This window comes from Streptomyces sp. NPDC050534 (assembly GCF_044457745.1).
In the GTDB taxonomy this organism is placed as follows: Bacteria; Actinomycetota; Actinomycetes; order Streptomycetales; family Streptomycetaceae; genus Streptomyces.
Genome location: NZ_JBITHF010000022.1, coordinates 54,397 through 80,729 on the forward strand (window position 1 = coordinate 54,397; position 26,333 = coordinate 80,729).

At 68.9% G+C, this 26,333-nt stretch carries 22 protein-coding genes and 1 pseudogene; 12 read left to right on the forward strand and 11 right to left on the reverse strand.

The window, feature by feature from the left end; translation table 11 throughout:
- Positions 1-9: 9 nt before the first annotated feature.
- Complete coding sequence (locus ACIBN2_RS43995) at positions 10-822, forward strand: serine hydrolase (RefSeq protein WP_399143405.1); 813 nt, start codon at positions 10-12, stop codon at positions 820-822.
- Between the two features lie 149 nt (positions 823-971).
- Here the strand turns inward: ACIBN2_RS43995 and ACIBN2_RS44000 are convergent, their stop codons facing one another.
- Positions 972-2,216, reverse strand: a complete 1,245-nt coding sequence (locus ACIBN2_RS44000; protein ID WP_399143406.1) for an IS256 family transposase — start codon at positions 2,214-2,216, stop codon at positions 972-974.
- A gap of 750 nt (positions 2,217-2,966) precedes the next feature.
- Between ACIBN2_RS44000 and ACIBN2_RS44005 the strand changes: the two genes are divergently transcribed.
- The gene (locus ACIBN2_RS44005; RefSeq protein ID WP_399143407.1) at positions 2,967-3,821 is read left to right on the forward strand and encodes a tetratricopeptide repeat protein; all 855 of its coding nucleotides are present in this window, start codon (positions 2,967-2,969) and stop codon (positions 3,819-3,821) included.
- 2,541 nt (positions 3,822-6,362) lie between these two features.
- Positions 6,363-7,148 carry an endonuclease/exonuclease/phosphatase family protein gene (locus ACIBN2_RS44010; protein ID WP_399143408.1) on the forward strand — a complete coding sequence of 262 codons (786 nt, stop codon included), beginning with the start codon at positions 6,363-6,365 and terminating at the stop codon, positions 7,146-7,148.
- A gap of 448 nt (positions 7,149-7,596) precedes the next feature.
- Here ACIBN2_RS44010 and ACIBN2_RS44015 read toward each other — a convergent pair whose 3' ends face one another.
- The 3 genes and pseudogenes from ACIBN2_RS44015 to ACIBN2_RS44025 all read right to left on the reverse strand — a co-directional run.
- The gene (locus ACIBN2_RS44015) at positions 7,597-8,433 is read right to left on the reverse strand and encodes a maleylpyruvate isomerase family mycothiol-dependent enzyme (RefSeq protein WP_399143409.1); all 837 of its coding nucleotides are present in this window, start codon (positions 8,431-8,433) and stop codon (positions 7,597-7,599) included.
- A gap of 258 nt (positions 8,434-8,691) precedes the next feature.
- On the reverse strand, positions 8,692-9,195 hold the full coding sequence (locus tag ACIBN2_RS44020; RefSeq protein ID WP_399143437.1) for a bacteriocin fulvocin C-related protein: 504 nt from the start codon (positions 9,193-9,195) through the stop codon (positions 8,692-8,694).
- Between the two features lie 162 nt (positions 9,196-9,357).
- Positions 9,358-9,854 (reverse strand): annotated as a pseudogene (locus ACIBN2_RS44025) (universal stress protein); the annotation flags it as partial.
- Positions 9,855-10,579: 725 nt separating this feature from the next.
- Here ACIBN2_RS44025 and ACIBN2_RS44030 point away from each other — a divergent pair.
- The 4 genes from ACIBN2_RS44030 (at position 10,580) to ACIBN2_RS44045 (ending at position 13,072) form a co-directional block, all read left to right on the forward strand.
- On the forward strand, positions 10,580-11,119 hold the full coding sequence (locus ACIBN2_RS44030) for an ArsR/SmtB family transcription factor (RefSeq protein WP_399143410.1): 540 nt from the start codon (positions 10,580-10,582) through the stop codon (positions 11,117-11,119).
- Between the two features lie 17 nt (positions 11,120-11,136).
- Positions 11,137-12,411 carry an MFS transporter gene (locus tag ACIBN2_RS44035; protein ID WP_399143438.1) on the forward strand — a complete coding sequence of 425 codons (1,275 nt, stop codon included), beginning with the start codon at positions 11,137-11,139 and terminating at the stop codon, positions 12,409-12,411.
- A 75-nt stretch (positions 12,412-12,486) separates the two neighbouring features.
- Complete coding sequence (locus ACIBN2_RS44040; RefSeq protein WP_399143411.1) at positions 12,487-12,762, forward strand: hypothetical protein; 276 nt, start codon at positions 12,487-12,489, stop codon at positions 12,760-12,762.
- Between the two features lies 1 nt (position 12,763).
- Positions 12,764-13,072 (forward strand): hypothetical protein, encoded by a 309-nt coding sequence (locus tag ACIBN2_RS44045; protein ID WP_399143412.1) that lies wholly within the window; start codon positions 12,764-12,766, stop codon positions 13,070-13,072.
- A 231-nt stretch (positions 13,073-13,303) separates the two neighbouring features.
- On the opposite strand, the gene ACIBN2_RS44050 is transcribed toward ACIBN2_RS44045, so the two are convergent.
- The 3 genes from ACIBN2_RS44050 to ACIBN2_RS44060 form a co-directional block, all read right to left on the reverse strand.
- Positions 13,304-13,597 carry a DUF1330 domain-containing protein gene (locus ACIBN2_RS44050; RefSeq protein ID WP_399143413.1) on the reverse strand — a complete coding sequence of 98 codons (294 nt, stop codon included), beginning with the start codon at positions 13,595-13,597 and terminating at the stop codon, positions 13,304-13,306.
- A 315-nt stretch (positions 13,598-13,912) separates the two neighbouring features.
- On the reverse strand, positions 13,913-14,851 hold the full coding sequence (locus ACIBN2_RS44055) for a PhzF family phenazine biosynthesis protein (RefSeq protein ID WP_399143414.1): 939 nt from the start codon (positions 14,849-14,851) through the stop codon (positions 13,913-13,915).
- Positions 14,848-15,420 (reverse strand): carboxymuconolactone decarboxylase family protein, encoded by a 573-nt coding sequence (locus tag ACIBN2_RS44060; RefSeq protein ID WP_399143415.1) that lies wholly within the window; start codon positions 15,418-15,420, stop codon positions 14,848-14,850. Before ACIBN2_RS44060 ends, ACIBN2_RS44055 begins: the two co-directional genes overlap by 4 nt.
- A 139-nt stretch (positions 15,421-15,559) precedes the next feature.
- On the opposite strand from ACIBN2_RS44060, the gene ACIBN2_RS44065 reads away from it, so the two are divergent.
- Complete coding sequence (locus tag ACIBN2_RS44065; protein ID WP_399143416.1) at positions 15,560-15,856, forward strand: winged helix-turn-helix transcriptional regulator; 297 nt, start codon at positions 15,560-15,562, stop codon at positions 15,854-15,856.
- 673 nt (positions 15,857-16,529) lie between these two features.
- Here the strand turns inward: ACIBN2_RS44065 and ACIBN2_RS44070 are convergent.
- Genes ACIBN2_RS44070 through ACIBN2_RS44085 form a run of 4 tightly spaced genes read right to left on the reverse strand, consistent with a single transcriptional unit; the run spans position 16,530 to position 21,656 of the window.
- On the reverse strand, positions 16,530-18,440 hold the full coding sequence (locus tag ACIBN2_RS44070; protein ID WP_399143417.1) for a glycogen debranching N-terminal domain-containing protein: 1,911 nt from the start codon (positions 18,438-18,440) through the stop codon (positions 16,530-16,532).
- Positions 18,437-19,792, reverse strand: coding sequence for an MGH1-like glycoside hydrolase domain-containing protein (locus ACIBN2_RS44075; protein ID WP_399143418.1), 1,356 nt, complete (start codon positions 19,790-19,792; stop codon positions 18,437-18,439). Before ACIBN2_RS44075 ends, ACIBN2_RS44070 begins: the two co-directional genes overlap by 4 nt.
- Positions 19,789-20,589 carry a sugar phosphate isomerase/epimerase family protein gene (locus tag ACIBN2_RS44080; RefSeq protein WP_399143419.1) on the reverse strand — a complete coding sequence of 267 codons (801 nt, stop codon included), beginning with the start codon at positions 20,587-20,589 and terminating at the stop codon, positions 19,789-19,791. The genes ACIBN2_RS44075 and ACIBN2_RS44080 overlap by 4 nt, the downstream gene beginning before the upstream one ends.
- A gap of 20 nt (positions 20,590-20,609) precedes the next feature.
- Positions 20,610-21,656 carry a zinc-binding alcohol dehydrogenase gene (locus ACIBN2_RS44085; RefSeq protein WP_399143420.1) on the reverse strand — a complete coding sequence of 349 codons (1,047 nt, stop codon included), beginning with the start codon at positions 21,654-21,656 and terminating at the stop codon, positions 20,610-20,612.
- Positions 21,657-21,781: 125 nt separating this feature from the next.
- Here ACIBN2_RS44085 and ACIBN2_RS44090 point away from each other — a divergent pair, with 125 nt between their 5' ends.
- The 4 genes from ACIBN2_RS44090 to ACIBN2_RS44105 are packed head-to-tail and all read left to right on the forward strand — an operon-like array spanning position 21,782 to position 26,318.
- Positions 21,782-23,185, forward strand: coding sequence for an ABC transporter substrate-binding protein (locus ACIBN2_RS44090; RefSeq protein ID WP_399143421.1), 1,404 nt, complete (start codon positions 21,782-21,784; stop codon positions 23,183-23,185).
- Positions 23,186-23,216: 31 nt separating this feature from the next.
- Positions 23,217-24,233 carry a carbohydrate ABC transporter permease gene (locus tag ACIBN2_RS44095; protein WP_399143422.1) on the forward strand — a complete coding sequence of 339 codons (1,017 nt, stop codon included), beginning with the start codon at positions 23,217-23,219 and terminating at the stop codon, positions 24,231-24,233.
- Positions 24,233-25,099, forward strand: a complete 867-nt coding sequence (locus ACIBN2_RS44100; protein ID WP_399143423.1) for a carbohydrate ABC transporter permease — start codon at positions 24,233-24,235, stop codon at positions 25,097-25,099. The genes ACIBN2_RS44095 and ACIBN2_RS44100 overlap by 1 nt, the downstream gene beginning before the upstream one ends.
- Positions 25,100-25,115: 16 nt before the next feature.
- On the forward strand, positions 25,116-26,318 hold the full coding sequence (locus ACIBN2_RS44105; protein ID WP_399143424.1) for an ROK family protein: 1,203 nt from the start codon (positions 25,116-25,118) through the stop codon (positions 26,316-26,318).
- The last annotated feature ends 15 nt before the right edge of the window (positions 26,319-26,333 follow it).

The following is a 26,333-nucleotide window of genomic DNA, read 5'->3' on the forward strand; positions in this document are numbered from 1 at the left end:
ATCGACGCCATGACGGACGGCATTCGAGAGATTTTCGAACAGGCTGGCTGTGAAGGCGCATTACGTGTCCAGGCGTTGGAAGGCGACGCCGAGTTCGGCCTGCGTGCTGATGAGCCTGTGGTCCCGGCCTCGGTGGTCAAGGTGCAGGTCGCCCTGGAGGCGGAGACTTCGTTCGCCGAAGGCCGGTTGGACCCGTGCGAGCAGGTGACCCTGAGTGCTGCCGACCGCACTCCAGGCCCAGTCGGGATCTCGCTCTTCAACGACGACGCCGTGCTCTCATGGCGAGACATGGTCGTCCTGATGCTCACTATCAGCGACAACCACACCACCGACGCTCTGCTGCGGCGAGTCGGCGTTGACGCGCTCAACGCGACAGCGACGCGGCTCGGGCTGACCGGCACCGTGATCGAGTCCGACCTGCAGACCATGCTCGACTCCATTGGCGAGGACCTCGGCTGTGCCAGTTGGAAGGACTCGCTGGCCTGGGCAGCCAGCGCATCGGCAGAGGAGATGGCGCACGCCGACGAGAGGCTCCTTGCCTCCCGCGCCTTCGACCCGTCGCAGGGGACCCGAACCACGCCTCGTGACATGGTCGACCTACTGCGGCTGATCTGGACGGACCAGGCGGGCCCAGCCGCCGCATGCGAACGTGTGCGCGCCGTGATGGCCAGGCAGTTGACCCGTCACCGGATCGCCAGCGGGTTCCGGCTGCCAGTACGGGTCGCGGCCAAGAGCGGCAGCCTGGTCGGCGTGATCCGCAACGAGATCGGCGTGATCTCCTATCCCGACGGTCGCCGATATGCCGCCGCTGTTTTCACTTGATCCCGGCCTGGCTCGGACGACGCGGCGATCAGCCGCGCCATTGGCGCCGTTACCGCGCAGGCCGTCACTGCGCTACAGGACACGGGTGCCTGAAGTCCCTCTGGCGCCAGCTACAGGCACACGGGGTCATGTCCCGCTGGGTGGTGTAGTCACGGCAGCTGTTTCGATTCCGGTTGCGGGGTGATCTGTGGTTCGGGCGGGGTTGGCTGAGCAGTGAAGAGTTCGGCCATGGAGGCTTCGGAGAGGTAGCGGCGGTCGAAGACCTGCCATTCGTCGTGGAGTTCGGCCAGGACGGCTGCGGCGAGTCGCTCCAGGGCGGCAGGGTTGGGAAAGACCTGGACGACGTCGGCCCGCCGTTTGATCTCCCGGTTCAGCCGCTCCAGCGGGTTGGTCGACCAGATCTTCTTCCAGTGCGCCGACGGGAAGTCCGCGAAGGCTGTGATGTCGACCGCGGCGTCCAGCAGCATCGTCTTGACCTGCGGGAACTGTCGTCCGAGCATGTCGGCGACCACGTTCAGCTGGGTGCGGACAGCCGCGGCGGTGGTCTGCGCGAAGATGGTGCGGATGGTGGCCGCGACCATCTCTCCCGAGCCCTTTTCGATCACCGCGAAGACGTCGCGGACGAAGTGAACGCGGCAGCGCTGCCAGGCCGATCCGAGGAAGACCGTGCGGATCGCGGCGACCAGGCCGCTGTGGCTGTCGGAGATGACCAGCTGGACGTGCTCCAGGCCACGGGCCCGCAACGAGCGCAGGAACTTGGTCCAGAACGGCTTCGACTCGCTGTCCCCGACCATCACACCAAGGATCTCGCGGAGCCCGGTGGCGGAGATCCCGGTCGCGATGACCACCGCTTGCGAGGCGATCCGGTGATTCACGCGGGCCTTGCAGTAGGTGGCGTCCAGGAAGACGTAGGGGAAGACGGTGTGATCCAGCGGCCGTTCCTTGAACGCGGTCAGTTCCTCATCCAGCTCACCGCAGATCCGCGAGACCTCGGACTTGGAGACCCCGGAGTCCGCACCGAGTGCTTTGACCAGGTCATCCACGCTGCGGGTGGACACGCCGTGCACGTATGCCTCCATCACCACGGCGAACAGGGCCCGGTCGATCCGCCGCCGGCGTTCCAGCAGCGACGGGAAGAACGATCCGGTCCGCACCTTCGGGATCTTCAGGTCCAGGTCACCGGCCTGCGTGGTCAGCAGCCGGTCCCGCTGTCCGTTGCGCCAGGTCGTGCGCTTGTCGGTGTGCTCGCGCGGTGCGGCACCGATCACGTCAGTGGCCTCGGCCTCGATGAGCTCCTGCAGGATGCGCTCGCACACCACCCTGATTGCCTCAACTCCATCGGCCCGACGTAGTGACTCCAGCAGCCGCATCAGCTCAGACTGGGATAAGGCCATCGCGTGCTCCTCCGGTTGAACTGCCCGTTCACCAGGGAGACTTGCGCGATGGCCTGCCCTTGTTCAGGGAGCATGTACCGCCAGCGGATGCACGCCCCGAGCAGACACCCGCGCGTTCCGGGACTCGGCCCGACTACACCACTTCAAGAGACGCCATCCGGATGCCGTCTCAGCCAGCTCGGCAAGCACCTCCAGGACCAAGTCTTCGGCAGCACGGTGCAGCGGTTCGTGGGTAGCGGGCATCAGCGGCCTCTCAAGGCAGGGAACGGCCTGGTCCACCAGGGCCCGCCAGCAGGCGAACAGACGAGTATGCCCGAACTCGCTGGTCCCAGGCTGGTCATTTTCCCGACGTGGCACACGTTTGAGGCAGCCATCGGCACTCCCTGACGGTTGTCGTACAGCAGCGGAGTACAGCAACCACCGCGACCGCAGCCTCCGCCAACAGCCGTCAATGGCCGACCGACCAACCCGTTAGCCCCGGGTGACTCCCAGCCGAGAGTTCGAGACGAAGAGGTCGTGCCAGAACCGTGCCAGGTCGTGCGGGGAACCACGGGGAATAACGGGGACCGGGCCGCTGGCCAGTCAGACCCCGTAGCCGCTCCGCCACAGGTCAGCCCAGCAACCACCCGTAGATAACCCGAGCTTCCCAAGCTCAGGTCTCGGGGGAGAGGAAGGTGCCTGCTACCGGTCTGTCACCCTGCACCGTCCTCGTGATCCGTGCTGGCGTGACGTGCGGCAGGATGTCTCGCTATGAGCGATGTTCCTGTCCCTCCCGATAGAGCCGCCGAGTTCATCGAGACAGGTCGGCAAGCCGCTGCCAGGGAAGACTGGAAGGCCGCTGTCACTGCCTGGATCGCTGGTTCCAACGCCGGCAGTCTCGAGTCGGCGAACCTGGTGCTCACGGGGATCGCGCCTCTCAAGGCCCTGGCCGATGCCGGGGACGTCGACGCCCAGGCTCTGCTGGCCGGGGCACTGCTCGACTTCGTGGACGATTCGGCTCTGCCGATGGTGCTGACCTACGCAACAGCTGCGGCAAGGGCCGGGCATCCGGCGGCCCAGCGCACTTTGGGCTTCCTGTACCGCACCGGCCGCGGAGTGCAGGCAGACACATTCCAGGCCGAGGCCCTCTTCACAGCGGCCGTGAAGGCCGGGGACGCGTACGCCGCTTTCAACCTGGCGGGCATGTACATCACCGGTGATGCCCGGGCGCGAGACCACGAGGAGTCCCTGCGTCTGCTGCGCCAAGCAGTCGAAGGGGGCGTGACACAGGCCGCTGCCGTACTTGGTGATCGCCTCGCTGCGATCGATGAGGACGCCGAAGCGCTGAGCTGGTACTTGCATGCCGCGGAGCGAGGCCACGCGGGTTCGATGTTCGCCGCCGCTTGCTGGTACCGCGACGGTCTGGGCACGGCTCCCGACCCGGTCCAGGCCGTGCGCTGGTTCCTGGCCATGCTCGACCGCGGCAACGGAGACGGGATTCACGAAGCGATCCAGCTGGTGAAGCGCGGCATGACCGAAGAGCAGATCCGCAGCGCCGGCGAACTGGCCGACCGCTCCTCCGAGGCCGAAACGCTCATCACCATGGCCCGCGAGCGTGGCTGGTGAGCGTCCGCCCACGCCACCGCTACCCCGCCTCAGTTTCCGTCTCCTTCAGCCCGGTTCACCGGCGTTCAGCCAAGACCCGGAGCCGATCCCAGCCTGGTGACGAGCCGCCGATGAACGCAGCTGAACGCCCCCGCACACGGCCCGGCACCCCACCACCACAGTTGGAAAGAGTGTTGGCCTCGCGGTCCGAGCGGTGCAGCGTTGCGAGCTTCTGTCGACAACGTCGAGCGCTCTGACCATGATTGGCCAATGCCCGAGTTCAGTTGGCCGGACGATGACATAGACCGAAGCTGGCCAGCAACGGTCTCAACACTGCCCCTTGGAACTCACGTCAACGGACGGGTCATCGGCCGAAGTTCACCCAGGTCAAAGCCCGAACCGCATCCAAATGCCCGCAGCTTCCCAAGCAGAGAGCTGTGTCAGCCAGTTCAAGGACTTGCCACCCTCCAGCTTCCACATGCGGTGCGTCTGGTTCTGAGCCGTCGGCACTCGCTACCGTCGTGCCTTCGGCCGCACGCGCTTCAGGAGCTCTCGTGACCATCGTGAAGTACACCTACGACGCGAACTTGCACCGCGAGGGCACGGTGGGAAGGCGCGGTGGCTGCTCGTGGCATGGCGAGAAGGACTGTACGGAACAGCCCACCAGCAGCTACGAGACACCAAACGGAATGATGGCTGCGTGCCCCCGCGCCGAGCGGCAGATCGAAGAGTTGTATGGGTACCCAGCCAGTCGTGAGCGTTAACCTGGCAGGAGGAACGGTGGGAGGCTAGGTGCCATAGTCGTGCCAGTTGCTGCGGTCAGTTGCGGTCAACAATGGTGCCGAGCGAGCACGTTCCCAGTGGTGGGCGCCATCCAACAAGCCGCAGGTCAACTGCTGCACACCCCAGCCTCTCTCCTAAAGCGGGGGTTTAACGGCGTCGAGCTCGAAAGCACTACCTGCTCATCTCACGGCTACCCAACGGTGGGGGACGAGAGGAAATTCCTGCTGTATTGCGCTGATACCCTCGCCCAGCTATGCCGAGATCGTGACGAATCGCGGAATGGAATCCGTCACGCGATATCCTGTATCTCTTATACGCATTTTCCCACTCCGCTGCGTCCACGTCAATTAATCCGCGCGCGTAGTCACTCAGTTGCCACAAGGCCGAGCGAAACTCATGTGCAGCCCTACCAACTTACTCATCACCAATCATTTGTACCGTTTCGTATGCGAGTGCCAGGCGTCTATCAGATTCAGCGATCTCTTTCATCCCGTCTTCAACAGAAATGGGAGGGGGTCCTTCGACGAGATTCCTCGTTGTAGCAAGCGAACGCGCAGCGCCAACCTGAACATGTGCTACATGGATTAGCTCTCGGTACGCCTCGAATCGGCGCTGACTCCACTCGCGTTGTACATCCCGCTTCCATCGGAACCGCTCAGAAAGCGCACTACCGGCGAAGGAGACGACCCCCCCGATCACTACGCCTATCAGGGCTGGAAGTTGAACCGCCAAGCTCACGTGTCCCCCATATAGGCCGGTGCCCCTCGATCAAATTGCCCAATGACCGCCTCGTCTATGCCGCCAAGTAGTCTGCCCCGCAGCGTGCTTGCCCAGCCCTTCCCCCGCGGTTCAGGGCGTTACAGCACTCTCCAGGCCGGACGGCGGGGCAGCGGGCTCGCAGGCCGGCGCTCAAAAGATGCTCACAGGAGGTTCCTCTGCACGAGCACCGCACCGGGTGAGCGTCTAACTGCGTGACAACGCCGACGAACACCAGCGGACAACCGCGGACGTGTGCGGACGATCAGTGCAGGTGACGGGCACACCTGCCCAAGACAGCGCTCCCACCCAAGTTGCTTCGGGACGAAGCATCGCTGAACGCGCCCACCAAGGACAAGAGGTGGTAGAGGTGTTGACTGAGCCCGCGGAACTGTAGCTTCCGGTGAGTACGCGGTGGCGCTGACCGCGCCTTGCACCCCTTAGACGACTCCGCCGCGTGTCACGGCATTAATCACGCGAAAGCAGACCACTCTCTTCTAAGCGGTGGGCACGCCGCGGCTCTTCGGCTCGCTTGCGCGCACTCGATCACGTTGAACCGCATAGGGGGCGGAGCCAGCAACCCCTGGTGGGTGCTGCACTGAGCTTCCCCGCGGCTCGTGAACGACGAAGATCTCACGGTGATCTCGTACGCCTACCGGACGCAAACTGGCAGGCCGTCATCCGGTGGGGAAGACGCTGCTTCCCTCAGGCGTCCCCCGACAACGGCAGTCGCAGGGAAACCCGCAGTTCGCAGGTGGCGGGCTGAGCCCGCTGTAAATCTGCTGGCTCCGCGGCGCGGGCTTTGGCGCCGGCGCGGTCGTCGGCGTCTTGTGACCCGCGGCGGCCTGCTGTTCGGCGTCGTGGAGGGGCGATGGGTATCGGTGGAGTGGTGCGACGCTCCATGGGGGCGTCGGGGGGATGGTGCGACCCTCGAGGTGGGTGGCGGCGTCGACGAGCGACGGAGGGGGCGGTGTGCGCGGACGGGCTGTGGGGTTGCTTGCGGGCGTGGTGATCGTGGCGTGCATGGTGCTCGCCGGATCCGGCGGGCCGGGCGGGGTGCCCTGGGCCGGGTCGCGGCCTGCCGGTGGTGGCCGGGAGGTGGTGGCGGGCCGGGTTCTGACGTGGAATCTGTGCAATCCGTGCGGGGCGAGCGACGTGGACCGGGCGGCGCAGATCGCCGTGTACGCGCCGCAGGTCATCGGTGTGCAGGAGGCGTGTGCGGGGGACGTTGGGCGGATCCGCAGATACCTGGAGAGCCGCTACGGGCTGGTGTATCACGTCGCCTACGGGCCGGCGCTGCGTAGCTGGGGCCGCTGCGGGGGTGTGCCCTGGCGTCCGGGGGCCTACGGGCAGGCGATTCTGTCGGCGGCGCCGATGGCGGACCAGGTCACGGTGGAGTACCCCGAGGGCGGCTCGGAGGACCGCGGCTACATGGCGGTGACCACCGAGGTGGGCGGCCGGTTGGTGCGGGTCTTCAACACCCACCTCGCCGAACGGCGTCAGGAGGCGGTGAGGGCGAGCCAGGCCCGGGTCTTGTCGGCGGCCGTCGCCGAGCACCACCGCGCAATCGTCCTCGGTGATTTCAACGCCGCACCTAACGCCCCCGAACTCGCCGCACTGTGGCAGTTGGCCCAGGATGCCGACCTGCAGTGCAGGCCGTCGGCCGCTGATCTCTGCGCGCCGAGCACCGACTGGCACAGCAGGTTCGACTACGTCTTCCTGCGCGGCATCGCCCCCCTCGACGAGGGCGTGCATCCCACCCCGTACTCGGACCACCACCTGCTGCACGCCGACCTGGACCGGGCCTGAGTAATCGTCCGGCGTGCGCGGACCCGGCTACCCGGCCGGCAGACCCTCAACGCAGGCAGGGCGCCCCCCGGACGGTCGGCCGCCTGCTCAAGTAGTTGCTGGGCGGATTCGGCGGCGAGCTGCTCGACCCGGCTGCCGGGATCATGTTCCGGGTGGCCGCGGCCCAGGAGGCCGGCGAACGCGCCGTGCGCGATGGCCGGGAGTTCCTCGTCGGCCACGTGCGCATGCATGATGTCCGCTCCGTCGGCCGTGTGCGTGTGGGCGGAGTTCATGCAGGCGGGCCTGGTGCCCTCGGCGATCCATACGACGGCGGTCATTCGCGGCAGTCTGCGGCCTTGTGTTCCGGCTTGTATCGGGTTTCGAGCAGGCTTGGTGCTGCCCGCCGGGCTCGTGCTGGGCGGGCCGGCGGCGGGATTTGGTGGGCGGGCCGGGCGGGGGGATCCCGGGGTCAGGGTGCGGTGAACAGGGTCGGGAAGCGGGGAGCGAGCCAGGGTTTGCGTCCCCAGGCAAGGATGTGTCCGTGTGCCATGGCCCGCCATGGGTTGCGGCGGCCGAGCGCTACGAGGAGGAAGGTCACGGGTTCGATCAGGATGGTGCAGTCGGCACGTTCCGGCGGGGTGGGGGTCACATTCACGGCGCCGTTGTCGACGTGGACGCCGAAGGCCGGGCCGCGCCTTAGGCGAATGGTGTAGCGGGCGGTCAGGTGGGCGATGGCGGCCGGGTCGGCGACGCGGGGCATGGCCGTGAGGAGGAACGGCAGGCACAGCGCGGCCCGGTCGCGGTCGATCATGTGGGCGCGTTTGAGTGCGCGGGCGAGGTCGTAGCCGTGGCCCAGCATGTGGGTCAGCAGGTAGGAGGCGAGCACGTGCCGGTTCATGGGGCCCAGCGGCGTGAGGAGGGTCGGGCCGGCGGCGCTCTCGTGGCTGGAGCCTTGACGAACGGCGGCTAGGAATGCGTCGGCCTGATCTTGGATCATGGACGCGAGCGGCTGTGCCCTGCGTTCGGTGAACGTGGCGAGGGCGTGTGCGTTGACGGCGGCCAGGCTCTGCGGTGTGCCGTCCCCGTAGGGGCGTTCGCGCCCGGCGGCGAGGTCGGCCATCAGCTCGTTGGCCAGTGCCAGGTGGGCGGCCGCCTCGCCGAGGGTCCACTGCGAGTCAGGTACGGCCACGCTCGTGTCGCCGACGCTGTGCAGCAGGGTGGCGATGTCAGCGGCCGTCTGCCGTATCGCTGGTGCGAGCCCGTCGGGGAGCGGTTCCTGGATGCTGTGCTGCGCCGTGGGATGCACGCTGCCTGTTCCCTCCCGCCGTCCGCGCCCTTCGCGGATCCGGCGCGCCGAACCCAATCAGACCCGGGGGCGCGCGACAAGCCCCGGCACTACCGCGGTGCGGTCCAGTCCCGGGGGTGCCGACCGAACGACGTGTCCGAGCCCATCGCACGCTGGAGGGCCGGGAGGCGTGGGCGTGAAGTGGGACAGGGCGGTGACGGTCACTGGCTCGCACGGTCCCGGCCCGGGCTACCTCGTGGGCCCGCGCCTCGCGGGGTTTTAGGGGGCGCAGACTCCGTTGCATGGTCCCAGCCACAGGGGGCCGCAACTGTAGTCGGTCCAGTTGCACCACCACGGTGAGGCGTAGCACACCATGTCGCAGCTTCCGGTCCCGGCGCACTGGGAGTTGCAGTCCATGACCTGGATGTTCTGATCGCTCCGTGGCGCCGTCTCGTGTGTGTCGGCGGGGCCGAGCGTGCGGAGGATGGCTTGGGCCCCGCTTTCGCCGAACGCCGCGATCGCCGCCGTCTCCAGCGCCTGGGCGGCTGTGGTCTGCCGGCGGCTGGTGATGAGGTGCGGTGCCAGCCGCGTTGCGTCGTTCAGGACGGCGGACTGCTCGGCTGACAGATGGGGGTGTGTGGTGCGGTAGTGGGCGAAGTGCGCCACCCACAGATCGCTGCGGGCCGAGGGGGCCAGCGCTGCGTAGATGGCGCGCCGGTAGCTGGCGGGTTGGGAAGCGAACTCGGCGTAGCCGGTGGGCAGTCGGTCGCGGTGGGCCTTCACCCAGCGCGATGCCGGGCTGCCCTTGGCGCGGGTCGCGGCCTGCGCGGGTGAGGTGGCCAGGCCGCCGGTTACCAGAAAGGTGTCCAGGGCCAGTCCCGGTACGGCCTTGAGGATTTTTCGACGGCTCGGCGGACGCAGCGCATCGACCTCGCGCAGCGCGTGCGGTGGGTGGGGCGGGTGGTGCGGCGGGGCCGGGATGCTGGACAGGTCGGATGCGCTTTCGGGCCGGACGAGGAGGACGGGGCAGGGGGCGTGGTCGATGACGAAGCGGCTGTGCGGGCAAGGCTGTGGGGGCCCAGGCGGCTGCGGTCGCCGTCGCGGGCCACGATCAGCAGGTCGGCGTCCTGGGCGGCGGCGATGACCTCGCGTTCGATGCGGCCGGTGCGGGCGAGGCGGGTGCAGGGTAGGTCGAGCCGGTCGGCTGCCTGCTCAAGCAACTGCCGGGCGGATTCGGCGGCCAGCTCCTCCAGCCGGCTGCTCGGATCCTGGTCCGGGCGGCCGCGGCCGAGGAGGCCGGCGAACGCGCCGTGCGCGATGGCCGGAAGTTCTTCGTCGGCCACGTGCACGAGCACGATCTCGGAGCCGTCGGCCGCGTAGGTGCGGGCGGCGTCCACGCAGGCGGGCCAGGTGCCCTCGACGATCCACACCACGACGGTCATACCGGTCAGCCTTCCGCCTCTCGCCCAGGCTTCACCTCACCTCAGTGTCCGGTGCGCCCGCGATCCGCCACCACACCAGCGCCGCCAGGAGGTCGGCGCCCGGATCGCCAGGGGAGGGGAGCGGGGCGGGAGCTGCGAGTCTCCCACCCCGGACCGGGCGGGGCTGCGAGAGACCCGCCCGCGGGTGCCCGCCGGGCCACTGGCGGGACGCAGGCCGGCACCGCTCTGCCGCCGAGTGCGCGGCAGACGCCTCCCGTCGGGATCCGTGCCCGGACGCCGGACGCCGGCCCCTTGCCAGGATCACCAGGGCGGCTGCAGCGCGCAGTTGTTTGACGCGACTCTTACCCCCCGCGGCTGTGCGGGGCCCTGGCCGGCCACGTGCCGAACGCCGGGGAATCCACACCAAGATGGGGCGTCACGCCCCGGCCTGGGGAGGCGGCTTGGTGGCCGCCGTACAGGCATCCACCAGCGCCAGCGGCCGGGCCGGGCCGGGAGCGGGCGGGCCGGTGCCGGGCGGCAGTGCCGATCCGCCGCCGGGTTGGCGCAGGTCGGTGAAGCAGCGCTGTCGGACGCCGAGTTGGCCGGGATCAGAGGTTTCTTGACGGCTCCCCGGGCCGGCGGCGGGTGGGGGCTGTGGCGGAGGGTCTCGCGCGCAGGGCGGCGGATTCTGGTGGGTCGTGCGCATCCCCTTGCGCAATGGTCAAGAATCGTTGACCATTGCTCGTATGGCTACCGATGATCTTCCTGAGGCGTTTCATGTCACCACGGACGAGCAGTTGCGCGCGGTCTCCAATCTCACGCGCCACCGGATCATGGCGGTGCTCCGCTTCGAGCCGGCGACGATTACGCAGATCGCGGAACGGATGGGCCTGGCCAAGGGGAGTTCCAGTTATCACGTGCGGCTGCTGGAACGGGCCGGCCTCGTGAAGGTGGTACGGACGCGCAAGGTGCGGGGTGTCACCGAGCGGTACTACGCGATGGCCGCCCGGGCGATCGTGCTGCCGGATCCGGGCGAGGGAGGGCCGGATGTGCTGATGCGCCATGCGGTGGCGGACCTGGAGGCGTCGGCGAAGGGCGGCGAGCGGCACGTACGGATGGCGCATCTACGGCTCACCGAGGAGCAGTTCGCGCAACTGGGCGCGCGGCTAGAGGCACTGGCGGACGAGTACCGGGAGCTGTCCGATCCGTCGCTGCCGGACGCGTCCCTCGTCTTCGCACTGTTCCACCCGGCCCCGCGCGACCAGGCCGAGGGGGACGCCAAGTGACCTCAGATATACGGACGTTGCCGACCGGATTCGGAAGGCTGTGGACGGCGCAGAGCGTGTCCTCGCTCGGTGACGGAGTGTCGCATGCCGCGCTGCCGCTGATCGCGCTGACGTTGACACGGGATCCGATGGCGCTCGCCGTCGTCACCGCCGCCGGGACGCTGCCGTGGCTGCTCTTCGGGGTCCTAGGCGGTGCTCTGGTGGACCGCTGGGACCGTCGGCGCACGATGTGGGTCACGGACGCGGCGCGTGCGGTGCTGTTCGCGATACCGGCAACGGCAGCCGCACTCGACGTGCTGAGCATTGCACTGCTCGCCGCCGTCGCCTTCCTCCTCGGCCTCGGCGGACTCTTCTTCGACACGGCCGCCACGGCCTACCTGCCGGACCTGCTCGGCCGCGACCCCGCGCTCCTGGAGCGCGCCAACTCCCGCCTGCGCGGCGCCCAGACCGCCATGTCCGGCTTCGCGGGCCCGCCTGCGGGCAGTGCGCTGCTCGCGCTCGGGCGGGCGGTTCCGCTGCTCGCCGACGCGGTGTCGTTCCTGCTCTCCGCACTGCTGGTCCGTACGCTGCCCGCCATGCCGCGGCCGGTATCGGAGGTCCGCGAGTCGCTGCTTCGGCAGGCGCGGGCCGGAGCCTCGTACGTCTTCCGCGACCGGGTGCTGCTCGGGCTCGCGCTCCGCCCGGCGGTTGGGAACATCGCCTTCCTCGCCGTGGAGACTGTCCTCGCCCTCTTCGCGCACGACCGCCTCGGCATCGACACCTACGGCTTCGGCCTGCTCCTCACGGCGGAGGCCACCGGCGGTCTGCTCGGTGCAGGCATCGCCTCCTGCCTTGGCCGACGACTCGGCACCGGCACCGCACTGACCTGCACGGCCGCAGGCGAAGGGCTTGCCATCCTCGGGCTTGCCGCTGCCCCGAACCCGTACGCGGCCGGGTTCGCGCTCGCCGTCTGCGGGGCCGGCATGGGCGCCACGATGGTGCTCGGGCCCTCCCTGAGGCAGGCGATCGTCCCGACCCACCTCATGGGCCGGGTCGCCTCCACCTCCCGCATGCTGGCCATGTGCGCCGCCCCCCTCGGCGCCTTCCTCGGCGGCTGGCTGGCCACCACCTACGACATCCGCACCCCGCTCTACGCCGCCGCCGGCCTCCTCCTGGCCATGACGGTCGTCACGGCATCCATGACCAGCAACCGCCGGGTCGAAGCGGCCCTGCGTGCCGCTGCCCCGGCCGGCGATCCGGATCACGCGGTATCCAAGGTCCCCGCCCAGGAGAGTGCACCCGACTTGCCGTGATGTCTGCCGCGAAGGCGTCACAACAAGTCGGCTGCCAGGCCCCGCGTGGGGGCAAGGAGTGGCAGGGGCGGTCGGGTGTGCTGGCCGTCGGTCCTCGTCGTCCTCCGGCTCGCCGCGACCCCGAAGGCGACGAAGCCGCTGGTGGGGATGTGCGACTCGGCGCGCTGTCCGCAGGCCACGCACCACCCCTGCCACCAGCCGGTGAGGGCGGGGCGAGCTGCCTCGCTCACCGTGTTCATCGAGAGCCCACGGGTGCCCCGCGGCGAGCGGCAGCGCCTGATCCCCGAGCGTGAGCGAGCCCTTCGCGTGGCCACCGACCTCGACGCCGCCATGTCGGAAGGGAAGGCGTGACGTGCCCCGGTTGAACGCTCAGGACAAGGAAAGCAACGAAGCGGCCCTATGGGCAGCGATGGAGCGGATCCTGCGAGGTGATCTCCCGCCTGGAGCCAAGGCCGATCTGCAGTCCCTTGCCGAGTTCGCGGGCGTGACCCGCACCGGCTTTTACCCGAAGCGAAACCGTGACGGCACTAGTCGGCCCGGCGCCTACCAGCACCTGGCCGAGGAGTTCACGGCTCGTGTCCAGGCGCTGCAGGACGCGGGCGAGATCATAGACCCCGCGCGGCACAGCTTGAGCGTCTCAAGAAGCAGAACGCCGAACTGACGAACCGGGTCGCCCGTCGGGACGCCGAGGTGGCGAAACTGGCCGAGTTCCGGACCCTGGCGATTTCCCGGTGGGCTGCCCAGTACGACGAGATCGAACGGCTGCGCTCACTGTTGACGCAGCAGGCCGAGGCTGGCGACGTGGTCGCCCGCCTGCCTCCGCGCCCGCCAGGCGCGGGGGACGCGCCGTTCGGGTCCTGCAGATGATTCAAGCGATGACCGAGCCCGTCGGTCAGTCGATGCCTTCGATGATGCGGAAGTCGCGCTCGAAGCCGTCGGGGAGGGCCACCAGCGCCTTCTGGTATGCCTCGCTCTCGTATGCCGCGACGGCCTGTTCAAAGCTGTCGAACTCGATCAGAACGACGCGTTGCGTGATTCCGGCCTCGTGGGCGACGACTCGGCCGCCACGGGACAGGACGCGCCCGCCCGCAGCCCGGACAGCCGGACCGGCCAGCTTGTTGTAAGCAGTCAGCCTCTCAGGGTCGGAAATGGCGGGGTAGACACTGACCCAGTAGCCCTTGGCCATGGAACCTCCTGTGTTTGGCCGGACATGTCCGACTTCCAATTGACGCTCAGATTGCTCGATCCCGGCGACGGAGTACCGGGCATTTGTGAGGACGTGCTGATCCGGCCTGGTTCGGCTCTGCCACCCGCGGCTGCCGGTTCGCGTCCCGGCGAAGTCTTCTTCAGCGCCTCGGGCGCCTTCGGCGAGGGGGGAACGTGCCGGAGACGGAAACGAAGGCCTTCAAGCATTCATGTAAATCGTGATCACCTCCAGAGGGCTCGTAGAACTCTCGTATCTGGTCATTTGTCAGAATCATGGAGCGTGGAGCGCAGGTCCCTACCCAGACATCGGCAGACAGGCGACTCGCCCGATTCTCGCGGTACCGATGACGTCGACTAGCGGACTCGGCGGGTTGTGGCGTGCGGCAGTGCTGACAGAGGAGGGGCGGCCCAGGGCGTCGCCCATGTCGACGGCAATCCGGGTGGTGCCGTGACGGGCGAGCAGGTGGGCTGCCAGGCAAGCACAGCTGTTGATGTTGGCGATGTCCTCGGGGACGCCGATCGACGGTGCGAACATGCGGGCAGTAGTCCGGACCGCGGCCGATACCGTGGAGTGGACGAAGCAGCCCAGCAGACCTAGCCGGTTGCAGGCGGCGGCGAGCTGGTCGGGAGCCGGAGCCAGGGCGGCGAGCGCGCGCTCGGTGGGGACGGGGACAACTAGCCGTGGGCGTCCCAGTGTCGCAATGCAAGCACCGGCGGTGGCCGGCGCCGTGAGACCCAAAGCGGGGAGTAGTAGCGAGAGTTCCACACCCGTTGGCTGACGCAGGTGCACAGGCCCCGCCCTGAAGGTGACGTCGATGGATGATGAAACCCGGCGGACGGCACGGCCCTTGATGGCCCGTCCGGAGGCCCACAGCTCGGCGTGATACTTCCTGTCGCCGGTACGCGCCGAGAGGAAGGCCAGCGCCGCCATAGTGCCGTGACCGCACGCGGGCAGTTCCGTCTCGGGAGTGAAGAAGCGCACCTGGAGCACGGGCTGTCTATTCCCCCTCCCGTCTGCCGGATCGCGGTCATCCGAGAGGAAGACGGCGTGCGAGGCGCCAACCAGGGCAGGCACGAGGCGGCGCTCGCCATCGGTTAACGCTCTGCCGGCCCGCCTCCAGGGCGTCTCGTCCACGACCGCCGTCGGACTGCCTCCACGCCCCTCACGTAGGCATGCGTGGACGATCGTGACGGGCAGGTCGTCGTGGCCGGCAGGCCGGGTAGGGCGCGTCATCGAGTGCGGGGCGGGAAGTCGGCGAAGCGTGGTGCGCCGGGCTCGTGCGGTATGCGAGCAGTGCGGGCGGCGAAGCTGACGGCGTGGTACCACCCACACAGCAGGAGCAGGTCGAGCAGTTGGAGCTCGTCGAAGACCGAGGTAAGCCGTGCCCACAACGCGTCATCGACGTCGGAACGCTCATGCAGCATGTCGGCAGCGAGAATGAGCAGCCGTTCCGGCTCGGATGTCCAGCATTCGTCGGCGGGACCGCCGTGCACCAGCGAAGTCGCCTGCTCGTGAGTGAGGCCGACTCGCTCGGCGAACGTCAACATGTGCACGCCCCACTCGTACTCGCAGCCGCACAGCGCGCACGTCCGGTCGATGACGATCTCGCGTTCCCGCATGGTCAGCGTCAGCTGCCGACTCAACTCGTAGCGACCCCACCCGTGCATGGCGCCGGCCATCGGGAGGTTTCTGGCGAACATCCGGAACAGCCCGATCGGTGGGGCCTCTCCGGGCATCATGCGCGCGAGCAGTGCGCCGACCTGGTCGGTATACGGCGGTTCCAGCAGGGCTATCCGCGACATCGGCTCTCCCGTCGAGCTCGTTTCGAAATTAGAAACGCTGGATGGATGTTAGTGTTTCGAATAGCGAAACACAAGGAGGCGTATGCCAACGCCGCGCCCAGGAGCGCCGGTTCGTGGATCGACGACCGGTCGACCGATCATGGCCGCGATGGACCTGTTCGGCCGCCGGTGGGCGCTGCGAATTCTCTGGGAGCTCCGTTCGGGCCCGCTCGGCGCCCGCGCACTGCTGGCACGGTGTGAGGGCCTGTCATCCAGCGTCCTCTACCAGCGGCTCCGCGAACTCGCATCGAGCGGGATCATCGCCCCTTCGGCCGACGGATACGAGCTCACTCGGCTGGGGACAGCACTCGGTCACGCCCTCCGTCCGCTCGACGAATGGGCGGCCATCTGGGCGCAGGAGCAAGAACACGACGATCAGGAGCCCACGGAGACCTGACGATGACGCCCAACCACGTTGGCGGTGAGGTGACGGGCCTCGACTCGTGGACACATGGGCTCACGCGGCCCGCGAAAACGTACCTGCCTGACTTCTGGCTGCCGACGGAGAAGTGTCTCGACACGGAGTTCGTCAAGTACGCGCGGGGTTCGACCGCGGTGGGGTCCAACTCCAGGCAGTGCGCCATGGCGTTGAGCGCCTCAATATGGTCGCCCGCGGCGTCGTGGACTGGGCGGCGCGGAACCAGCCCACGGCTCCTGCCGCCGTTCCGAGTTCGCCGGCGTGAACGTACCAGCGGGCCGCCTCCCGCCACTCGCCCGCGGCCGCGAACCCGTCGCCGGCCATCAGCCGGGCCTCGACGCAGTACGGGTCGAGGCGGTAAACCTGCTCGCCCAGTGCCGGCGTGTTCTCCGGCCGGTGGCGCAGGGCTGCGTGCTCGTGCCTACTGGCTACTGGCAGCGTGTGGCGCTGTGGGGCCGTGCCTTTGGATTCTCGACTTCACGGTCTTCAGCGATCCCGATGTCCACGCATCGGACGCGGTGGCAGTCGCTTTCGCGGGGGTTTTGGGCTTGGTGCTCGTCATCGCCCCTCTCGTGGGGGGTGCGGTGGCAGGTCGGTTTGCGGGGAGCGGGTGTTCATCGCACTGATGGTGTGTTGGCCGGACACCGACGGGTCATGCCTGTCCCGTCGCTCGCAGGGCCGTGCGCAACGCCAATGGTGTCGCCGCTGCCCAAGCCTGGGGCGAGCAGGAATGGGGATAGGGCACCGGGCGGCAGGTGGAACCCTTGTCGTAGCCGGCCAGCACTTCCGGCAGCCGGTAGTCGTTCTGGGCCGCCAGCGCGACGAGTCCCTGGGTCACCGTCCGTACTTCGTCGGCGAGTCCATGGCGGGCCAGCCCCAGCACGATCAGGGCGTTGTCGTGGGGCCAGGCGCTGCCGCGATGGTAGGACAGCGGGTGGTAGGGCTTCTGTCCGGCGGCCAGGGTGCGGATCGCCCAGCCGGAGAAGAAGTCCGGCTGCAGCAGGCGCTGTCCGATCCGGCGGGCGTGCTCGTCGTCGAGGATGCCCGACCAGAGCAGGTGCCCCGCGTCCGAGGCCAGGGCGTTGACCTGGCTGCCATGGCCGTCCAGGGCGAGGGCGGGGAAGTCGGCGGCCGGCATCCAGAAGTCGTTGAGGAAGCGCTCGCGCAGTTCCGCAGCGATGTGGCGCAGGCGCCGCGCGTAGGTCTTGTCCTGCCAGACGTCGGCGGCCAGCCGGGCCGTGCGCACCAGCGCGTCGTAGGCGTAACCCTGCGCTTCCGAGACGGCGATGGGGCCTTGGGCCTGTGTGCCGTCTGTGCAACAGATGGCACCCGCGGAGTCCTTCCAGTTCTGGTTGACCAGGCCGTTCGGGTCGGGCTGGTAGACGAGATAGCCGTGTTTGCCGATGCCTCCGTCGTTGAGCATCCAGTCAACGGCTTGTCGGGCATGCTGTTCCAGCCGTACGGCTAGGGCGCGTTCGCCGGTCGTCTCGTGGTGGGCGTGGAGCAGGACGAGGAAGAGCGGAGTGGCGTCGACGGCGCCGTAGTAGCGGCCGTAGGGGATCTGGCGGAAGTGTGCGAGCTCGCCATGGCGTGTCTCGTGGACGATGCGGCCGGGCTGTTCTCCGCTGCTCGGGTCGTGTGCCCGGCCCTGGGTGGCGGCGAGCGCGCTTAGGGTCGCGGCGGCCGTCTCGGGACGGTACGGCAGGAGGAAGTACGACGTCAGCAGGGAGTCCCGGCCGAACAGGGTGAGGAACCAGGGAATGCCCGCGGCGGGAACGTGGACCGCCTCGCCGTCGACCCCGGTGACGGTGATGGTGAGCAGATCCACGTCGCGCAGGCCCCGCTCGCAGCTGCGGTCCAGGTCGTCGGCGGCCGGTGCGGTGCTGGGCCGTGGCCGTGACAAGACGGGTTTGGGATGCGGCAATCCGTGAGGTTGGGCCTGGACGGTGAGGTGGAGGTGGGCTTCTGCCTGCGCGGCGAGTGCCAGTTCCCAGCTCAGGATCCGTGCGGTAGTGCCGGGGTCGTCCTCGACGGTGGTCGGGGCGGGATCGCAGGTGACCGTGGTGCGGGAGTGCCAGTCCTCGCGCCGGTAGGCGAAGTGCAGGCCTTCGGCGGTGCGACGGGTCTCGTGCCGGGCGCCGGGTTTGGCGTAGTGGCGGTCGTCGGCCCGAAGTTCGAAGAGGTCGGCGAAGTCGGCGTCGACGGCGAGGTCGACGCGGGCGGTGACAGGGTCGGGGCGGTTGCTGACCAGCCGGAGGTGTTCGGTCAACGTGCCTGCGCACACGGTCTGTTCGCGGAAGACGGTGTAGGCGGGCGGGTTGTCGCGGGTGCCCTGCGGGGTGAGGACGCAGGTGGCCGTGTCGTCGGTGTCGGCGGTGGCGGGCACCAGTGCTTCCGGCTCGGTGCCGTCTACGGTCAGCTGCCAGCGGCTGAGGTGACGGGCGTCGCGCAGGAACAGCCCGTCGGGTGCGGTGCCCCGGATTCCGCTGATGTCGCCACCGGCGTCGAGGCGGGCGAAGGTGGCGTCCCGGACCAGCTGGACGCGGTCGTCGGCCGGGGTCATGGGGTGGGCTCCTTGGGGTCGGCGCACAGCAGGTCGAGTGTGAGCGCGGCGGTCCACGAGAAGTGCCGGGCGCCGCGCGGGTCGCCGGAGGCGGGGTCGACGTACTCGGCGAAGCCGGTTGCCCCGGCCTCGGTGACGAAGCCCTGCCGCAGGTCCGCGGCCTGCTGGATGCGGCCGTGCGTGTGCAGACCCCGGTGGATCAGCCAGGCGGTGTTGAACCAGGCGGGGCCGCGCCAGTAGCGGTGGGCGTCGAAGGCGTGGCCGTGCAGGTCGTAGCTCGGGACCAGGTGGGTGGCCGGTGCGCTGAAGTGCGGTCCGTTGAGGGTGGCGACGAGACGGCCGACGATGTGTTCCGGCAGGTGCGGGACGATGAGCGGGATGAGGCCGCTGACGCTGCGCTCGTCGACCAGGGCGCCGGTCAGCACGTCACGCGTCCGGAAGATGCCCGCCTTCTCGTCCCACAGGCGCATCACCAGGTGCCGGGTGAGCGTGTCGGCGCGCCGGGCATGGGCGGTGGCGTCCGCTCCCGTTTCCCGCGCCATGGCGGCGAGGGCTCGTTCGCTGGCGATCAGCAGGGCGTTGAAACTCGGGTCCTCCATGGCGAAGGCGAACCTGGTCGTCTCGTCGTCGTAGCTGGCGTCGCGATAGTCGGTCGCCAGGCTGACGTAGCGGCCGTAGTCGAGGTCGGTGGGCCGGTCGGCGGGGTGGCCGTGGTCGAGGTCCGCCCGCTGGAAGGCGTCGGGCGCGGCGGGCTCGACGCGGTGCAGTGCCTGGTCCCAGCAGGGGCTGTTGTCCATGCCGGGTTCCCAGGGGTGGACCACGGCGGCCAGTCCGTCGCCACCGAGGTCGCGGTGGGCAAGGAGGTAGTCGTGCCAGGCCGCGAGCCGCGGCAGGACCCGGGCGAGGAAGCCTCGCCGGCGGGATTCCGCGGGGTCGGCACGGTGCACGAGCCAGGCTGCCAGCGCGTGTACCGGTGGCTGGACGATGCCGGAGGTCTCCGGGGCCGCCGGCGCGCCCGCCTGTCGTCCGGCGGTGGAGGAGCGCCAGAAGTCGGGGCTCGGGAAGTAGGCGTCGTGGGGCAGTGCCGGGTTGAAGACGATGTGCGGGATGCGTCCGTCGTCCCACTGTCCGGCCAGCAGGGATTCCAGTTCCTGCTGTGCGCGGCGTGAGGAGAGGTGGCGCAGGCCGATGGCGATGAAGGCGGAGTCCCAGCTCCACTGGTGCGGGTAGAGGGTGCGGGAGGGCACGGTGGACGTGCCGGTCCAGTTGTCGAGTAGGACCCGCGCCGCACCCCGCCGCAGTGTCAGGGCTGCGGTGGTGGTGGGCGCGGGCCGGTCCAGGAGGGACTTCACGCGCCGGACCTCTTGAGGAATGCGGGGACGGAGCGGACGGCCTCTGCGGGGTCACCGGTCAGTCGGCATTCGAGGGCGAGGTAGCCGGGGTAGTCCATGGTGTGCAGGGCACCGAGCCAGGCGGGCCAGTCGAGGTGGCCCGCGCCGGGCTGGAACCGGTTGGAGTCGGAGACCTGGGCGTGTCCGATGACGTCGGCGTGCGCGAGGATCGCGGCGGCGGGGTCGGTCTCCTCGATGTTCATGTGGTAGCTGTCGATGCCGATGCGGACCGAGTCCAGGCCGGTGGTGCGGATCAGGTCGGCGGCCTGTTCCAGGCGGTTGACCATGTGGTCCTCGTACCGGTTGAGGGGTTCGAGGAAGAGCGTGACGCCCTCCTTGCGGGCGTGCTCGCCCAGTTCGGCCAGGCCTGCCAGCAGGATCTCGCGGTCCTCCGTCTCGCTGCGTGGAGGTTCGAAGGGCGGCAGGCGGCGGGAGAACATGCCGTACGAGGCGGGCGTCTGCGCGCCGAGACCGCCGATCTCGGCGATCACGGTGAGCTGGGACTTCATCTGGGCGATCGCGTCGCGCCGCCGGTCCGCGTCGAAGGCGCCGAAGAAGTGCAGCATGTCGACGCACACGGTGGGCATGACCACGCCGTCCTTGCGGGCCTGGCGCAGCTCCTCGAGGCGGGAGGCGAAGTGGAGGTCGCCCTTGCCGCGCAGTTCGATGGCGCCGTAGCCCGCTTCCTGGGCGAACTCCCACTTGGCCTGCAGGGTGTCTCCGGGCAGGAGTTGCTCCTGCGCGGCGGTCTTGAGCATGAGGGGGCCTTTCGAAACGTTCAGAATTCCAGCACGACCTGCAGCGCCTCGGCGGGGCGCTCGTCCAGCAGCACGTACGCCTCGGCGGCGTCGGCGGCTGGGACGACGTGGCTGACGAGTGAGCCGATGTCCACCTGCCCCTCGGCGACCAGGCGCAGGAAGGTCTGCTGGAGGCGTTCCACGCTCCAGCGGTGGGACAGCTGCGGGGGCACGCCGCCGATCTGTGAGCACACGAGCTGGACGCGGTTGTGGTGGAATTCGTCGCCCAGGCGCAGGCCGATGCCGTCGCCCTGGTAGAAGCCGGACGCCACCACGCGGCCGCCGGCGGCGACCGAGCGCAGGGCCTCGTGCAGCGCGGGGTAGGCGCCGCTGATCTCGATGGCGAGGTCCGCGCCGACGCCGCCGGTGGTCTCGCGGATGCGTTCGGCCACGGCGTCCGTGCGGGCGTTGAGGGTGTGCTGGGCGCCGTAGTGCTTGGCGGTCTCCAGGCGGCCGTCGAGGGCGTCGACGGCGGTGACGCGGGCGCCGTTGAGCTGGGCGAGCCGGGTGGTGAGCAGTCCGATGACGCCTTGCCCGAAGACGGCGACGTCCTCGCCGAGGTGGATGTCGCCGGCCAGGACGGCGTTGTAGGCGATGGCGCCGACGCGGGCGAAGGCGCCGGCCAGCGGTTCGAGTCCGGCGGGCAGGGTGTGGCCGACCATGCGCTCGGCCGGGACGACGCCTTCGCTGCGGTGGCCCCAGATGCCCCATACCTGGTCGCCGGGCTCGGGCAGGCCGGGGGTGCCGTCGAGGTCGGGGGCGACCTCGACGACCTCGCCGACCTCGGAGTAGCCCCAGCCGGCGACCGGGTACTGGATGCCGGCCGCGCCGTCGCGGAACAGGCGTGCCTCGGGGTCCCAGGTGCGCGTCAGGTACGGGTTGGTGCCGCGGTAGGCCGTGAGTTCGGTTCCGGCCGAGATGCCCGAGTAGCGGGTGCGGACTCTGAGGTGACCGGCGGGCAGTTCGGCTCTGGCCTGCTCGGTTACCTCCACCTGGCGAGGGCCGGTGAATTGGACGACGCGTTCCACGGATGACTCCGGAAGGGTTGCGGGTGCGGTTGTGTCGACAATAACCACAACTTATGTCTTGTCAACAAGCAAAAGTGATGCTGAGATGCCTGGGCAGTAGACGTAAGTCGGAACGAGGACACGCAATGCGCACCAAGAGCCGGCGATCCAGCGCGATCGCGGTGGGCATCACGGCAGCCCTGACAGTCGGGCTGCTCACCAGTTGCTCCAGCAGCACGGGACCCGGAAAACCCGACCGGGAGATCACCGTCTGGTCCCAGGAGAACCTCCCGGACCGCGTCGCGGTCACCCAGAAGATCATCAAGGGTTTCGAGAAGAGGACCGGCATCAAGGTCCATCTCGTCGGAGTCGACGAGGGCCAGATGCCCCAACTGATCATGTCGGCCGCCGCCTCGGGCACGCTGCCCGACGTCATCGGCGCCGCCCCGATGGGCCAGGTCTGGCAGATGTACAGCAACGGCCTGCTCAACACCGACATCCCCCACCGGATCATCGGCGAGCTGGGGCGCAAGACCTTCAACACCAACGCCCTGCAACTGACCTCCGACGGCGCCACCAGCCTGGGTGTGCCGTCCGACGCCTGGCTGCAGCTGCTGGTCTACCGCAACGATCAGCTCGGCGACAAAGACCTGCCCGCCCCGGACACCTACGCCAAGGCGACCGCCGCGGCCAAGGCGCTCACCACCAAGGGCCGCTACGGCATGTCCGCGGCCACCGACCCCAGTGACGTCTTCACCTCGCAGAGCTTCGAGAGCCTCGCCCTGGCCAACGACTGCCAGCTCGTCGACGACCACCACACGGTCGCCCTGAACTCCTCCCGCTGCCGCGACGCGTTCTCGACGTACGACGAACTCGCCCGCACCTACGGCGCCCCGGGCACCCAGACCGTGGACTCCACCCGCGCGACCTACTTCGCCGGCCAGTCCTCGATGATCGTCTGGTCCTCGTTCCTGCTGGACGAACTCGCCGGACTGCGCAAGGACGCCCTGCCCAGCTGCCCGCAGTGCAAGAAGGACCCGCAGTACCTGTCGCACAACAGCGGCATCGTCACCGCGATGAAGGGCCCCGGCGCCGCCGAGCCGGCCCAGTTCGGCGAGATCACCTCGTGGGTGACCACGAAGACCGCCGAGACCGCCGCCTCGCGCGAGTTCATCGAATACATGATGGGCACGGGCTACGAGTCGTGGTTCGGCATGGCACCCGAGGGCAAAATCCCCGTCCGTGACGGCACCGCCGCACAGCCCCGGCGCTACCTCGACACCTGGCGGCACAGCAAGATCGGCGTCGACACCAAGAAGCCCTTCGACCAGGTCTACCCGCCGAGCCTGCTCAACCAGCTCGCCGCCGGCGTCAGCCACATGCGGCGCTGGGGCATCACCCAGGGCGAGGGAGCCCTCGTCGGCGCCACCAACGGCGAACTGCCGGTCCCCAAGGCCATCGGCGCGATGACCAGTGGACAGATCTCCCCCTCCGAGGCGGCCCACGAAGCCGACGACGACGTCGCCGCCCTGCAGAAGTCCCTCCAGTAGCCGCCCGCATGCACGTCACAAAGGTCCCTTCATGACTACAGCACCAGCCGGCGCACCGCAGCGCCGGGACACCCGCACCAGGTCCGCGGACCGGCCCGCCGAGCGTCGCCGCCCGATGACCGCGAGCCGCCGCGCCAACCGCGCGGGCCTGGCGTTCGTCTCGCCCACGTTCGCCGTGGTCCTCGTGGTGGTGATCCTGCCCATCGCCTGGACCGTGCTGCTCGCCTTCCAGCACGCCAAACTGGTCGACATCCAGGGCATGGGCCTGTTCGGCAACTGGACCCTTCAGAACTTCACCCAGGTCTTCGCCTCGGCCGGCTTCTGGCAGAGCCTGACCACCACCCTGATCTACACCGCCGGCGCCACCCTCGGCTCCGTCGTCCTCGGGTTGATCGCCGCGCTGGCCCTGCGCAAACCGTTCAAGGGTCGCGGACTGCTGCGCGCGGCGATGCTGCTGCCCTACGTCGCGCCCGTCGTCGCCGTCGCCTTCGTCTGGGAGGTCGCCCTCAGCCCGCAGTACGGCGTGGTCAATGACTGGGGCCGCCGGCTGTTCGGCTGGGACGACCCCATCGCCTTCCTGTCCACCCGCCAGTACGAAGTCCACCTGCCGGGCCTGCACTTCGACATTCCGCTGGCGCTGCTGACCGTCATCGCCTTCGAGTGCTGGCGCTACTTCCCGTTCGCGTTCCTTTTCATCCTGGCCCGCCTCCAGGCCGTCCCCGACGGGCTGGAAGAGGCCGCACTGGTCGACGGCGCCACTCCTACGCAGCGTTTCCGCCACATCCTGCTGCCGCAGCTGATGCCGGTCATCGCCCTGCTGTGCGTGCTGCGCTTCATCATGACCTTCAACAAGTTCGACGACGTCTACCTGCTCACCGGCGGCGGAGCGGGCACCAACGTCGCGGCCGTACGCGTCTACGACTTCCTCACCGCCCGCTACGACGTGGGAGCGGCCGCCGCGCAGGCCCTGGTCCTGGCCGCCTCGCTCATGATCCTTCTGGGCTTCTACTTCAAGTTCTTCGCCAACAAGGTTCAGGAGGAGGCGTGATGACGCGCGCTCAGTTCGAGGACCGCCTCTTCGGCGTACTGCGCTGGATCGTCATCGCCTTCCTCGCAGTGATCACCCTGCTGCCCTTCTACTACATGCTGCTGCTGTCGCTGAAACCCATCGACGCCCTGCTGCTCGACCCGGGCTCGCTGTGGGTGTCGGCGAAGGACTTCACCCTGACCACCTACCGCGACGTGCTGCGCTCCACCGACGACGGCGGACAGGGCTTCGTGAAGTTCCTGCTCAACTCCGCGCTGGTGTCGCTCGGCACGGTTGCCCTGACCCTGCTGGCCGCGGTGCCCGGCGCCTACGCGGTCAGCCGGCTGAAGTTCTTCGGCCACCGCCAGGTCAGTGCGCTCTTCCTGGCCGTCTATCTCTTCCCGGCGACCCTGCTGGCCGTCCCGCTGTTCGTCATCTTCGCCAAGCTGCACCTGTCCTCCAGCCTGGTCGGACTCGCCATCGTCTACGTCGCCCAGACCGTGCCGGTGTCGATCTACATGCTGAAGAACTACCTCGTCACCATTCCCTCCTCCATCGAGGAGGCAGCGGCACTCGATGGCTGCAGCCGCCTTCAGACCGTCCGCAAGGTGATCCTGCCGCTCGCCCTGCCCTCCCTCATGGCCACCGGGCTGTACGTCTTCATGATCGCCTGGAACGAGTTCCTCTTCGCTCTGCTCTTCCTGGCCGCCAACCCCGACAAGTGGACGGTTTCCTTGGGCCTGGCCCAGTTGTCCAACGGCGTCGAGGTGCCCAAGACCGTATTGATGGCAGGCTCCGTGGTGCTGACGATTCCCGTGGTACTCCTGTTCTTCGCAGCCGAACGCCTGCTCACCGAAGGACTGACCAGCGGTGCCGACAAGAGCTGAACCTACAGAGGACCTGATGCTGACACCGAACCAGATCAGCGCGGGCGAACTGCTGCAGCTCATTCGCAGCGGCCGCGCCAACACCCGCGCCGATCTGCAGCAGGTCACCGGACTTTCCCGATCGACCATCGGCCAGAGACTCGACCTCCTCAACCGGGCCGGCTGGCTCAAGCACACCACCGGCTCGTCCACCGGCGGCCGACCCTCCCAGAAGATCGTCTTCGACCCCACTCACGCCTCCGTCATCGCCGTCGACCTGGAGACCCGGCACGCCCGCGCCGCCATCCTCGACCTCGCCGGCACCCTCCTCGCCGAGCAAACCAGGCCCCTGCAGATCAGCGACGGCCCAGACGTGGTGCTGGACCAACTGGCCCGCTGGTTCCCCGACTTGATCACCGCAGCCGGCGTCGACGCCTCCCACGTCTGCGGGATCGGAATGTCCGTCCCCGGTCCCGTGGACTGGGAGACGGGCCAGGTCGTAGAGCCGCCGATCATGCCGGGCTGGGACCGGTACCCGATCCGCGAACGCATGCAGAGGGCCTACGCCGACCACGTCCACTCCGACGCCGGAGGCGGCCCCGTCCCCGTCTTCGTGGACAACGACGCCAATCTCATGGCGCTGGCCGAACACCAGGCCAACCACCGGGACTGCACCGCCTTCGTCCTCGTGAAGGTCTCCACCGGCATCGGCGCCGGCGTCGTCGTGGGCGACACGGTCTACCGCGGCATCGACGGCGGGGCGGGCGACATCGGCCACATCCGCCTGCACGACCGGCCCGACGCCCTGTGCATGTGCGGCTCCCACGGCTGCCTGGCCGCGGTGGCCAGCGGCCGCGCCCTCGCCAACGAGCTCTCCGGCCTCGGCACCGACGCGACGTCCGCATCCGACGTCAAACGCCTGCTCGGCGAGGGCCATCCGGACGCCATTCGTCTCGCCCGTGAGGCGGGACGGCGCACCGGTGAGGTGCTGGTGACCGTGGTGACTCTCCTCAACCCCGGCGTCCTCATGATCGCGGGCGATCTCTCCGGCGCCCCTTTCATGACCGGGGTCCGCGAACTGCTCTACCAGCGCGCCTTCCCTCGTGCCACCGCCAACCTTCAGGTCGTCACCTCCCGCTTGGGTGACCACGCAGGAATCATCGGAGCCGGATCCATGGTCACCGAGTTCCTCTATTCCCCAGCCCGAGCCGACACCCGTCTCGCGCGCCTCGCCCTCTGAACCGCCCGCGTCCGC